Source organism: Pseudomonas sp. F-14 TE3623 (genome assembly GCF_053629015.1).
In genome coordinates, this window is record NZ_JBRJHM010000001.1 from 4,637,323 (window position 1) to 4,649,114 (window position 11,792).

The window sequence follows — 11,792 nt, forward strand, 5'->3', positions numbered from 1 at the left end:
GGTCTCGCCCTCTTCTGAGCGTTTTCATGGTTGAGACAGGAGTAATAGCCTACTACTGAAAAAGGCCCACTCCTGACCGTTTATCAGTTTGCTCAGCCGAAAAACCCTTACTCGAAGACGTAAGACCAACCTCGTGACACCGCTTCTCTGCGGAGGTTGGCCCACATAAAACGCTCCACTAAATACAAGTACGGATCGCTATTATCGACAACACTCTGCCGAGGATGACGTCACTGCGTAAGCTTGCCTCCTCTAGTACTGCAAACTGTAATACCCCGTTACCAGCCCAGTTGTTTGTTAAAACCAAGGGCGTCGTAGTAGTCATGCTGCGTGAGAATCTTGCCGTTCTTGAGATGTATGAAACTAACGCCCTTAAAGCTGAGGGGGCGCTGAGTGGCTGGGGTCTCAGCACTCCAGGGGCCGGTATTGGTGCCGTTGAATTCCCATTCGAAGGCAATGCTCTCGCCGTTAACAATCGGCTCGCCTAACATTTTCCATTGCAGATCCGGCACCGCCTGCATGAACACCTGAATTACTTGGGCCTTGGCGTTTTCGCGACCCACCTGAGGCGTGCCCACCGAGGCGTCGAGGAACTCAACGTTGTCAGAAAAGTACTCGGCCGCGGCATCCGCATTATGGGCATTCCAAGCCTTCATATAGTCACGAACCATATCAAGGGTCGTGTTTTGTCCAGCCGCAATACTTGCATGACTGGCCAGAACCAGAAGTAGCCCGAACAGCAGTGAGTGGATTCGAGACGTCATAGCCTTCAACCTTTTTGTCAGAAGATGGAGTTGCCTGCCGCGCTCAGCGGCAGGCATTGATGTCAATTAGCGGTTTTTCCAGGCATCCGAAGCTGGAGCTCTGCCCTTTTCATAGGGACGAAACAGGGTCATGTACAGGACACCGACGAGGATGACGATGGCACCGACAAGTGCGATGCCGTAGTTCACGTACCAGGGCGCCTCCGGAGTACGCGGCCAGGACATGTTGACAATGGCGAACATGCCGTAGCAGAGGGCGGCAATGTTAACGACCCATCCCCAACGTCCCATGGTGAACTGGCCCTTGGGTTTCCAGCCACGAATACGGGCATACAGCGCACCGCCAACTATCATCTGGAACGCCAGGTAAATACCGATGGCGGCAAAGCTCACCACCAGCGCAATAGCGTTCTGAAGGTAAAAGCCGACACACACAATGATCGCCGGCAGCACGCCACACACCACCAGGGCCGCGGTCGGGACGTGCGTCGTAGGCGAGAGTTTTTTCAGCACATTACTGCCCATGAGCATTTCGTCTCGAGCATAGGCATAGAGCAGACGACTGGCGGATGCCTGCAAACTCAGCACGCAGGAAACGAACGAAACCGTAATCACCGCCATGACTACCCGAGAGCCAACTGGACCGAACGCCGCGCCGAAAATCGTGGACATAGGGTCCTTGTCTTGTCCGGAAATAACTGCGGCCATGTCAGGCACAGCCAGGATCAATGCCAAGGCCGCAAAGATCGAGGCAGCGCCGCCGATCCAAATAGTCATCCGCATGGCCTTTGGAACCTGGCGGCTAGGATTTGGGGTTTCCTCGGCTACATCGCCGCAGGCTTCAAAGCCGTAGTAGAGGAACATCCCCGCCAACGAGGCTGTAAGGAAGGCTGGCCAATAGGCCCCATCGATGGAAATGTCAAAGGTGTTGAACAATACGCTCAAGGGCTGGTGGCGCTCGAAGATCAGCAGGTAGCCACCGATCAACAAAGCCCCGACTAGTTCGCAAAGAAAACCAAACATCGCCACCCGAGCTAACAGCTTGGTGCCACTGAGATTCAAGACCGTCGCCGTGGCCGTCAGAAACAGCGCGACCAACGTATTAGTCACCGGCGACGACTCGAAACCTAGAAGGTTAGCGATGTAGGGACCAGCACCTAGCGCTACTGCAGCAATGGTTACGCATAGAGAGATGGCATAGATCCACCCGACCATCCAGGCCCACTTCTTGCCAACCAGACGACGGGCCCAAGGATAGACGCCACCGGAAATCGGGTATTGAGATACCACTTCGCAAAAAATCAGGCACACCAGCATCTGGCCGAACCCCACCAGCAGGTAGGACCAGAACATTGGTGGCCCGCCGGCGGCCAAGCACAGGCCGAACAAGGTGTAGACCCCTACCACCGGGGACAGATAAGTGAACCCTAGGGCAAAGTTCTGCCACAGACTCATACTACGTTCGAAATTCGAGGTGTACCCAAGAGCACGGAGTTGCTCCGCATCCTGGTCCACAGCCACATTAGGACTTATTGAGCTGTTCATTCCAACATCCTTCAAAAAGGAATTTGTTTTAGTAGGCGTTGATCGGACGGCGCAATCCCGCCCGTAGCGCAGTTAACGAGCGTTGCCTCAGAGTTGTATCCAGGTGGCCTTGATCTCGGTGTACTTATCAAAGGCGTGCAGGGATTTGTCACGTCCATTACCAGACTGTTTATAACCTCCGAACGGCGCCATCATGTCACCGCCGTCATAGAGGTTGACCCAAACACTCCCGGCACGAAGTGCGCGGGCCATGTTGTGGGCTCGAGACAGGTCAGCCGTCCAGACGGCTGCTGCCAGTCCGTAGGGAGTGTCATTGGCGATGCGTATCGCATCCTCGGCTTCGTCAAATTCGATCACTGACAGTACAGGACCGAAGATCTCTTCCCGGGCGATTTTCATCGAGTTGCTTACATTGTCGAACAGGGTCGGCTCGACATAACTGCCGCCGGTTTCTGCCAGTGCTGCATGCCCCCCCAGCAATAACCGCGCACCTTGTAACTGACCCTCGTGGATGTACTGCAACACCCCTTCCAGATGACGGCCGTCCACCAGTGCACCGACATTAGTATCAGGGTCGAGCGGATGTCCTGGCTTCCAGCCCTTCATGGCCTCGACAACCATCGGTACAAAACGCTCCTTGATTGACGCCTGCACGAGCAAACGTGAACCGGCGGTGCAAACCTCGCCCTGGTTGAAGGCGATGGCTGCCGCTGCAGCTTCAGCCGCCACCTGCAGATCAGGGGCATCGGCAAATACAATGTTGGGACTCTTGCCGCCGGCCTCGAGCCAGACCCGTTTCATATTCGACTCACCCGCATAAACCAGTAATTGCTTGGCCACTTGGGTAGACCCGGTAAACGCCAAGGTATCAACGTCACCGTGCAAGGCCAACGCCTTGCCCACGGTGTTGCCATAGCCCGGCAAAACACTGAGGACACCCGCTGGCAGACCTGCCTCCAGAGCTAGCTGTGCGATGCGGATAGCGGTCAGCGGAGAACGCTCCGAGGGTTTGAGGATCACCGAGTTACCAGAAGCCAGCGCCGGCCCCAACTTCCAGGACGCCATCATCAGTGGGAAATTCCACGGCACGATAGTGGCGACCACCCCAACCGGCTCACGGGTAACCAGCCCGAGCTGATCGACCGAGGTCGCTGCCACCTCATCGTAGATCTTGTCGATTGCCTCACCGCACCAGCGAATACTGTCAATGGTCCCCGGGAGGTCGACGGACAGCGAATCGGAAATCGGCTTGCCCATGTCCAACGTTTCCAACAGAGCTAGCTCTTCGGCATGGGCCTGCAACAATTCGGAAAAACGCACCATCACTGCCTTGCGCATTGCAGGTGCCTGGCGTGACCAGACACCGGACTCAAACGCCAACCGGGCGCTGGCTACCGCCAAATCGGCATCCGCCGCATCGCAACTCGCGACCAGGGCAAGCACACGCCCGTCGATAGGGCTTATGCACTCGAAGGTTGCACCCGAACTGGCCGACACATATTTGCCATTGATAAAGGCTCGCCCTTCGATGCTCAGCGCCTTGGCTCTGGCTTCCCACTCTGATCGGGTCAACTGACTCATGGTTAAAAGTGCTCCTGGGTTCATATGGATGCGATCTCAAATCGCCTTAAACATATGGAACCATATCTTTTAACCCATGAGAACCCCGAAAAACGGATTCTTATGTGATTTTTTTGACTTTTTATGCGCTATAATTCTAGGATCGCCCCACAAACACGCACAAAAACAATATTAAATATGAAATAGAATCTTTAAAGAAACACACATCCGGGCTCGCTTGACGCTACCTCGGACTATTGCCACAGGCGTAAAACGGCGCCGCCCATGAATGAATCAACCATGAGCCCTACTTCAAGCCTCATACGCCTTAACCAGGAAGGTAAAACGGAGTCTGTTACCCGTCGCCTGATAGAAATGATCGATCTGGGTTTGTTCTCAGAAGGCGAACAGCTCCCCAATGAAAGTGTCCTGGCTACCCAACTTGGCGTTGCCACGGTCACACTGCGGGACGCGCTGGCGGTCTTGCGAACACGGGAGGTTATCGAAACCCGGCGCGGACGCAGCGGCGGGAGCTTCATCTGCGCCGCGCCGCAAACCTCAGATCAGTCCCTGTTCGATCAACTTCGTGAAATCAGCACACTTGAACTGCGCGACCTCGCCGATGAACACGCCGCCATTTCAGGCGCGGCCGCCCGACTGGCGGCTCAGCGCGCCGGGCCTGAACAACATGCAAGACTGAGCAGCTTTGTCGACGCTCTGGCCAACGCTCAAGAGCGGCGAGAGCGCCGACGAGCCGACGCCAGATTCCATATCGAAATAGCCGTGGCATCGCAGTCTGTGCGTCTGACTCACAGCGAAGCGCGCTTGCAGGCGGAACTTGGGGAACTGTTATGGCTGCCGTTTGCCGGTCAACCGGATCCACAGACCATCGAACGGGAACATAGAGCTATCCTGGAAGCCATCGTAGCGAACGACGCCAATCTGGCCGGCGCACTGGCAGAAGCACATGTAACACGAGGCGTTCGCCGCCTAAGCACCCTACGACTACAACAAATGGCAGAAGGCGACTTATGAATGGAACGAAACTTGCTGAATAACTCGCTCGCTATGCAGCTCGGCGTCGCATATCTCGTCGACTGCAGGCACCGCATTATCTTCTCTGAGTCATGAGGTAGAGCCATGGCTAACGAAATGTCAGCAAACGAGTTGTCCCAATGTGCCACGTTGATCAACGCTTCCATTAGTAACGTATTCAAGGGGCTCAACGATATGAGTGCCCAAGTATTGAGCATTTGGGAACATCAGTGTTGCAAAACGAAGCACCCCAGCCAAGGCGACCTCAAGCCATTGTTGCCGATAATTCGGAAAATCCTGAACTCGGAGAGCCTCAAGTTTCATGGCGCCGGAGTTGTCTTCGCTCCTGGTGAGTTGGAAGATCGCGAGATGCATCTGGAGTGGTGGTGCCGAACCCAAAAAGAAGAGATCCAGCCTCTGACACTGAATTTTAATAGCCGTAGTGACCGCTTTTACGATTACCTGCACATGCCTTGGTACACCCGCCCCCAGCAAACCCGGCAGCCCTCCATAGACGGCCCGTTTGTGGATTTGTACGGCACAGAGCAGTACATCGTTGCCTTCTCGGTCCCTATTTTTTTCGCAGATCGCTTCATTGGTGTAGCTGCTGCCGATATTTCTCTGCACTCCTTGGAACCCTTGCTCGTGCGCAGCCTTATGCGGGTTAGTAACGAGGCGTTGTTACTCAACGCCGAAGGTAGAGTGCTGGCGGCTAACACACCGAGTTGGCTCGCTGGTGATTTGATCCGAGGCACCCTGAGCCTGGACAAAGAACAGGGTCGCGTCCTGAGCCTTATCGACACATCGTCATATTGGAGCGTCGTGGAGCGGCCTGTCCCAAGGTTTTGATTAAGACTCCATCTTGGTTTGAAGAACCAAATCACAACCCATGCGCTTGAGGAAGGATCCCGTCGAATGAAAACTCCAGCCATGGATGGCTGAAGGTCGCCTCGCTCTGCATTACTGAAAAGCGTTCCCCCCATCCAGCCGCCTATCCCGTCAGGCTATTGCACAAGAACCAACGCAACCGACTTGGCAAGGCTGTGCTCGCTCGCCGCGGCACTGGAAGAACACCACCTCTGGAAGGACTGTCATTTCCATAGCCGCAGGTGGCGGCACAGCCACTGAGGTTCTTCACGAAACCCGGGATCGAAAGAAACAAGAAATTTGACGCTTCATGCCACACGCTTCCTGCCTGTCGGGGCTGTCAAAACCCGCACCGCGGTCAGATCATTTTTCGAAGAATGGAGCCAGAGGGTTGTGCTCAAGTCGAGGCCGTGCGGTGAACATGAATACAGCTTTTGAGCTGGAGGTTAGCCAGCATTGCCTGAAAGTACGGTAGGCCTTCAATCTTTTCTACGCGGTCATCACATGTAGCCGAGCAGTGATCAATCAGATCATTTTTTTACTCAAGAACGAAGGTCGTGGCGCGACCAGTACCCTGCGCCGCGCCAATGACTGATACGACTTTATGACGCTGACTGACGCTATCAGGCGTTGTGCGTGTAGCCCTCCCACTGATGCCACAGGCTTTGGTTGACACCCAAGCCAAACCAGCGGTCTGTGTCGTCGAGGGCGCGGCTGAAAATATCAACCACGAGCTGTATTTCTTCTTTCGTGGAAATCAACGGCGGGCAGAATGCGATCGAGTCTCCCATCGCCCTTGTGATCATGCCGTACTCCTGCGCACGTCCCGCCAGGTAGCGCCCCAGCTTCCCAACCGTATCCAGCGGCTCCTTTGTCCGACGATCCGCAACGAGCTCCACAGCAGCGATTAATCCACAGCCCCTAACCTCCCCTACCAACGGATGACCCGCAAATTGAGCCAGTCCGACTTGCAGTTGTTCGCCCAACTCGCAGGCGTGCTCAACAAGCCGTTCTTCTTGAATGATCTTTATGTTTTCCAGCGCAACTGCGGTCGCAACCGGGTGGCCGCTGCCGGTGAACCCATGACCCAGAGTACCGAAGGTGTGGCTCTGATCGGCGATCCCCTCGAAGACCTTATCGTTGATCAGGACTGCCGCGATCGGTTGATACGAAGAGGATAGTTGCTTGGAAACCACCATGACATCCGGCTTGATGCCGAAGGTTTCGCAGCCAAACATCTTCCCGGTTCGACCGAAGCCGCAAATGACTTCATCCGCGACGACCAGCACATCATATTTGCGGCACACCGCTTGAACCTTGTCCCAATAGGTGCGCGGAGGCACGATCACGCCGCCCGCCCCCATCAGCGGTTCGCCGTAAAAAGCGGCTACGGTTTCCGGGCCCTCCCGGAGGATGACATCTTCCAGCTCGGCTGCCAGGCGATCAGCAAATTGTTCATCGGTCTCGCCAGGTTTGGCATTGCGATAGTGGTGCGGACAGGCGACGTGAAAGAAGCCGGGCAGCGGCACATCAAAGCCACGCTGGTTCACCGGCAGCCCGGTCAGACTGGCGCTGACAGCAGTAATGCCGTGATATGCATTGTGACGACTGATGAACTTCTTTTTGCCAGGCTTGCCAATGGCATTATTGCGATACCAGATCATCTTGACGACAGTGTCGTTGGCTTCAGAGCCTGAGTTAGTGAAGAAGACCTTGCTCATCGGCACCGGGGCGATTTCGATCAGCTTCTCGGCCAATTCGATACTGGGCGTGTGCGCCTTGTGGCTGAAGAGGTGATAAAAGGGCAGTTTGCGTAGCTGTTGCTCTGCCGCCTTGATCAGGCGCTCATTACTGAAACCCAGCGCCACACTCCAAAGACCCGACATCGCTTCGAGATAACGCTTGCCTTGGTTGTCATAGACGTAAATACCCTCGCCACGCTCGATGATCAGCGGGCCGACTTCCTGGTGAAGTCGCGCATCCGTGTAGGGGTGCAGTTGATGCTGAACATCCTTTTCAGCGAGAGAAAGATACGAGCGATTCATATTAAGGAACTCCGGGGAATGGCGGCCATATGGCGTTGTTACAGGCTTGGGTGGGTGTTCATTTCCACCCCTCTTGACGCTTGCTCAATGTCCGCCGTGATCACACGCCGATACAGAGGTATTTGATTTCCAGGTAGTCCTCAATGCCGTACTTGGAGCCTTCACGACCCAGACCCGAGGCCTTGATACCACCGAACGGCGCCACTTCGTTGGAGATGATCCCGGTGTTGATGCCGACAATGCCGTATTCCAGCGCTTCGCCCACACGGAACACACGGCTCATGTCGCGGGCATAAAAGTAGGACGCCAGGCCGAATTCGGTATCGTTGGCCATGGCGATCACATCGGCTTCATCCTTGAAGCGGAACAGCGGTGCCAGCGGGCCGAAAGTTTCTTCCTTGGCAACGGCGGCGTTGCGCGGTACATCAACCAGTACAGTCGGTTCGAAGAAGGTCCCGCCCAGGGCATGCGGCTTGCCGCCGGCAACCACTCGAGCGCCTTTGCTCACGGCGTCTTCAATGTGCTCCCGGACCTTGGCCATGGCTTTGGCGTCGATCAGCGGACCGGTGGTGATGCCGTTTTCCAGGCCATTACCAATGTTCAGCTTGGCCACGGCCGCGGTGAGTTTTTCGACGAAGGCGTCGTAGATGCCGTCCTGGATATACAGACGGTTCGCACAGACGCAGGTCTGGCCGTTGTTACGATACTTGGAGATCAATGCGCCCTCGACGGCCGCATCCAGGTCGGCGTCATCGAACACGATGAAGGGGGCGTTACCGCCCAGTTCCAGCGAGACTTTCTTGATGTCCTTGGCGCACTCGATCATCAGCTGACGGCCGATTTCGGTGGAGCCGGTGAACGTCAGCTTGCGCACGATCGGGTTACCGGTCAGCTCGCCGCCGACTTCGCCGGCACTGCCGGTGACCACGCTGAACACGCCTTTCGGAATGCCTGCGCGCTCTGCCAGTTCGGCCAGCGCCAAGGCCGAGTAAGGGGTTTGCGAGGCCGGCTTGAGGACCATGGTGCAGCCGGCGGCCAGGGCCGGACCGGCCTTGCGGGTGATCATCGCCGACGGGAAGTTCCACGGCGTGATGGCCGCGGTGACACCGATCGGTTGCTTGAGCACCATCAGGCGCTTGTCAACCTGATGGCCAGGGATCATGTCGCCATACACGCGCTTGGCCTCTTCGCCGAACCACTCCAGAAAGGAGGCGGCGTAAGCGATTTCGCCGCGGGACTCGGTCAGTGGCTTGCCTTGCTCCAGGGTCATCAGGCGGGCCAGGTCTTCCTGGTTGGCCATCATCAGATCGAACCACTTGCGCAGCTTGTTGGCGCGATCCTTGGCAGTCAAGGCGCGCCAGGCCGGTAGCGCCTTGTCGGCAGCTTCAATGGCACGACGGGTTTCGGTCGCCCCCATCTTCGGAACGCTGCCGATGATCTCACCGGTGGCCGGGTTGTTGACCTTGAGCGTCTGGCCATTGTCAGCATCTACCCAGACACCGTCGATATAGGCTTGCTGGCGGAACAGTTTCGGATCGTTGAGTTGCACGCGAAATTCCTCGTTAGCGGGTTGCGACGGAGGCCGCCATCGGGGCGGTCCGAGTGGAGTTGGCGGGTGTGACAAAACTGACGCCTGTGCTGGCGAGCTGCTCGCGGACCTTGTCGACGATGTAGGCGCCGATCGGGATGGCGGAGGTCGCTGCGGGCGACGGCGCGTTGCAGACGCTGACGCTACGGGCGGTATTGACGAACAGGAAGTCATCGATCAACTTGCCGTCCAGCGAGACCGCCTGGGCGCGCACACCGGCCGGGTAGGCGGTGAGGTCGCTCTTGTTGATGCTCGGGCAGTACTTCTGCACTTGCTTCAGATAGCCGCCCTTGAACAGTGAGTTTTTCATCTCGATCAGGCCGGGGCGCAGGTTTTTCATCAACACCTTGAGAATGCCCGGGGTGGTCAGGGTTTCGAACATGTCCGACAGCGAGAAATCGGTCTTGAGATAGCCTTCGCGCTTCATTGCCAGCACCGCGTTGGGGCCGACAGTGACGGTACCGTCGATCATGCGGGTCAGGTGCACACCGAGAAATGGCATGGCCGGATCCGGGATCGGGTAGATCAGGTGGTTGACGATCTGATTATGCTGCTTGGGCAGCAGGTAATACTCGCCACGAAACGGGCAGATGATGAATTGGGGCTTGATCCCGAGCATGCGCACCACGCGGTCGGCCATCAGGCCCGAGCAGGTGATCAGGAAACGCCCGTGGTGCTCCAGAGCGTCGGTGCGGACCACCACTTCATCGGGGCGCTCGTCGATGGCGACTACTTCGCTGTTGTAGCGGATCTCGCCACCGGCGGCTTCAAATTCGCGGCCCATGGCCGCAGTGACCTCGGCGTAGTTCACGATGCCGCTCGACGGCACGTAGATACCGCCCAGGCCAACGATGTTCGGCTCGCGCTCACGCAGCTCGGCGGCCGACAGCCATCCACGCCTCAAACCGTTGGCTTCGGTGCGGTCCCACAGCGCGCTCATGCGCTGCATTTCCAGCTCATTGGTGGCCACCAGCAGCTTGCCGCACTCGTCGTAACGGATGCTGTGCTTGTCGCAGAAGGCCTTGGTGGCCTTATTGCCTTCCAGACAAAAACGCGCCTTCAGGCTGCCCGGGGTGTAGTAGACGCCGGCATGGATGACACCGCTGTTGTGGCCGGTCTGGTGCTTGGCCGGGCCGGACTCTTTTTCCAGCAGGAGGATTTTTGCGTCCGGGTAAACCTGGGTCAGTTGCATGGCCGTGGACATGCCCACAATGCCGCCACCGATGATGATGAAGTCGTACGCAGCCATTAGCTTGCACCCACTTGAGTTACGTTTTTGTTGGAAGCACAACAAGGGCCATACGTGCTGGCCCTGGTCATTTCAGCGCTTGGAAAACCTTATTGGCCGCGTTGGTACATGGTTTTCTGGTAGCTGATGTAGCCACGCTGGCGCATCAGTTCACGACGCAGGCCCGGGTGAGCAGTGAAGCGGTCACGGCCGTGCAGCCAGAACATATTGTTGACCAACACGAAGCTGCCGACCGGCACCGGTATCGAAACCTTCTTCTGGCTGCCTTCCAGGGACTCGCTCATGGCGGTCAGCCAGATGCCTTCCTCGAAGTCCTTGGGCTGCACGAACTGGTCGATGTAGCGCATGGTCGGGCGGCCTTCGGCGTCGTTGTCGAACACCGCGTGGAACACGTCTTCACGCACGTTCTTGCTTGGTGGCGCGGTGAAGCGCATTTCACGGCGGGCCAGCGGGTGCGTGTAGTAGTGGTTCAGGTCTTCCCAGTCGTCCAGGTGCAGCAGCAGGGTATTGCCGCCTTCCATGTTCTGCTCGTCGATCTTCATCATCAGCACGTAGTCAGTACGTTCCTGAACGAAGGTGCCGTCGTTGTGCAGTTCCATGACCCGGTGTGGCTGACGCAGGTAACTGTCGGAATTGTCCGTGTTGACCACCGCAAAGCGCGCGTAGAACTGTCCGCTCATGGCATCGAAGTTGGAGCGACCGATCAGGTGTGCGACGGCCGAGGAGAACTTGACCATGTCATCGGCTTGGGTCACGTCATTCAAACCTTCAGGCGTGATCAGCATGCCGCCGGTAGCGCGGTCCAGAATGGTGTTGACCAACACCGGGCGCAGGGTGCCCTCGCACAGCTCGTCAAGGATCTGACCGACCCGGAAACGCAGGAACGACTTGTACTCCAGGGCCTGGACCGGCCATTCCGCCACCGCCTTGACGAATGCGTCGACGGTTTCCTTGGCGAATTTCAGCTCAAGCAGGCGCGGCGACTGGCTGGAAGGGGTAAGGATGAAGCCCTTGGTCTCCGATGGGAGTGGCATCACAAGGTCCTGAATGTGGGTAAAGGCGTTCATGGCAGTTCCTGGGCAGAAGGTAGGGATTAGCCCTTCCAGCATTGATCTGGATCAGGCGCAGATCAAAAATAT

General features: G+C 57.0%; 9 protein-coding genes. 2 read left to right on the forward strand and 7 right to left on the reverse strand.

What is annotated here, in order from left to right; genetic code table 11:
- Nucleotides 1-278 precede the first annotated feature (278 nt).
- The 3 genes from AB7M29_RS21460 to AB7M29_RS21470 all read right to left on the reverse strand — a co-directional run bounded on the left by AB7M29_RS21460 (nucleotide 279) and on the right by AB7M29_RS21470 (nucleotide 3,890).
- Complete coding sequence (locus tag AB7M29_RS21460; RefSeq protein WP_454247886.1) at nucleotides 279-764, reverse strand: ester cyclase; 486 nt, start codon at nucleotides 762-764, stop codon at nucleotides 279-281.
- Nucleotides 765-830: 66 nt separating this feature from the next.
- A complete protein-coding gene (locus tag AB7M29_RS21465; RefSeq protein ID WP_454247887.1) occupies nucleotides 831-2,309 on the reverse strand; it encodes an APC family permease in 1,479 nt (492 codons plus the stop codon).
- 87 nt (nucleotides 2,310-2,396) lie between these two features.
- Entirely contained in the window at nucleotides 2,397-3,890 is a 1,494-nt protein-coding gene (locus AB7M29_RS21470; RefSeq protein WP_454247888.1) for an aldehyde dehydrogenase, read from the reverse strand.
- Between the two features lie 279 nt (nucleotides 3,891-4,169).
- Between AB7M29_RS21470 and AB7M29_RS21475 the strand changes: the two genes are divergently transcribed.
- Both AB7M29_RS21475 and AB7M29_RS21480 read left to right on the forward strand, forming a co-directional pair.
- Nucleotides 4,170-4,904 carry a FadR/GntR family transcriptional regulator gene (locus AB7M29_RS21475; RefSeq protein WP_454248746.1) on the forward strand — a complete coding sequence of 245 codons (735 nt, stop codon included), beginning with the start codon at nucleotides 4,170-4,172 and terminating at the stop codon, nucleotides 4,902-4,904.
- Between the two features lie 105 nt (nucleotides 4,905-5,009).
- Entirely contained in the window at nucleotides 5,010-5,753 is a 744-nt protein-coding gene (locus AB7M29_RS21480) for a PDC sensor domain-containing protein (protein WP_454247889.1), read from the forward strand.
- 641 nt (nucleotides 5,754-6,394) lie between these two features.
- Here AB7M29_RS21480 and AB7M29_RS21485 read toward each other — a convergent pair.
- The 4 genes from AB7M29_RS21485 to glaH all read right to left on the reverse strand — a co-directional run bounded on the left by AB7M29_RS21485 (nucleotide 6,395) and on the right by glaH (nucleotide 11,720).
- Nucleotides 6,395-7,816: an aspartate aminotransferase family protein gene (locus AB7M29_RS21485; protein WP_454247890.1), complete on the reverse strand. Its 1,422-nt coding sequence runs from the start codon at nucleotides 7,814-7,816 to the stop codon at nucleotides 6,395-6,397.
- A 100-nt stretch (nucleotides 7,817-7,916) separates the two neighbouring features.
- On the reverse strand, nucleotides 7,917-9,365 hold the full coding sequence (gene gabD / locus AB7M29_RS21490) for an NADP-dependent succinate-semialdehyde dehydrogenase (protein ID WP_454247891.1): 1,449 nt from the start codon (nucleotides 9,363-9,365) through the stop codon (nucleotides 7,917-7,919).
- Nucleotides 9,366-9,378: 13 nt separating this feature from the next.
- Complete coding sequence (gene lhgO, locus AB7M29_RS21495; protein WP_454247892.1) at nucleotides 9,379-10,653, reverse strand: L-2-hydroxyglutarate oxidase; 1,275 nt, start codon at nucleotides 10,651-10,653, stop codon at nucleotides 9,379-9,381.
- A gap of 89 nt (nucleotides 10,654-10,742) precedes the next feature.
- A complete protein-coding gene (glaH, locus tag AB7M29_RS21500) occupies nucleotides 10,743-11,720 on the reverse strand; it encodes a glutarate dioxygenase GlaH (RefSeq protein WP_454247893.1) in 978 nt (325 codons plus the stop codon).
- Nucleotides 11,721-11,792: the final 72 nt, after the last annotated feature.

Coding starts and splice junctions, on each gene's coding strand:
- lhgO (WP_454247892.1), bottom strand. CDS start 10,653: ATGGCTGCGTACGACTTCATCATCATCGGTGGCGGCATTGTGGGCATG.
- AB7M29_RS21460 (WP_454247886.1), bottom strand. CDS start 764: ATGACGTCTCGAATCCACTCACTGCTGTTCGGGCTACTTCTGGTTCTG.
- AB7M29_RS21470 (WP_454247888.1), bottom strand. CDS start 3,890: ATGAGTCAGTTGACCCGATCAGAGTGGGAAGCCAGAGCCAAGGCGCTG.
- AB7M29_RS21475 (WP_454248746.1), top strand. CDS start 4,170: ATGAGCCCTACTTCAAGCCTCATACGCCTTAACCAGGAAGGTAAAACG.
- AB7M29_RS21480 (WP_454247889.1), top strand. CDS start 5,010: ATGGCTAACGAAATGTCAGCAAACGAGTTGTCCCAATGTGCCACGTTG.
- AB7M29_RS21465 (WP_454247887.1), bottom strand. CDS start 2,309: ATGAACAGCTCAATAAGTCCTAATGTGGCTGTGGACCAGGATGCGGAG.
- glaH (WP_454247893.1), bottom strand. CDS start 11,720: ATGAACGCCTTTACCCACATTCAGGACCTTGTGATGCCACTCCCATCG.
- AB7M29_RS21485 (WP_454247890.1), bottom strand. CDS start 7,816: ATGAATCGCTCGTATCTTTCTCTCGCTGAAAAGGATGTTCAGCATCAA.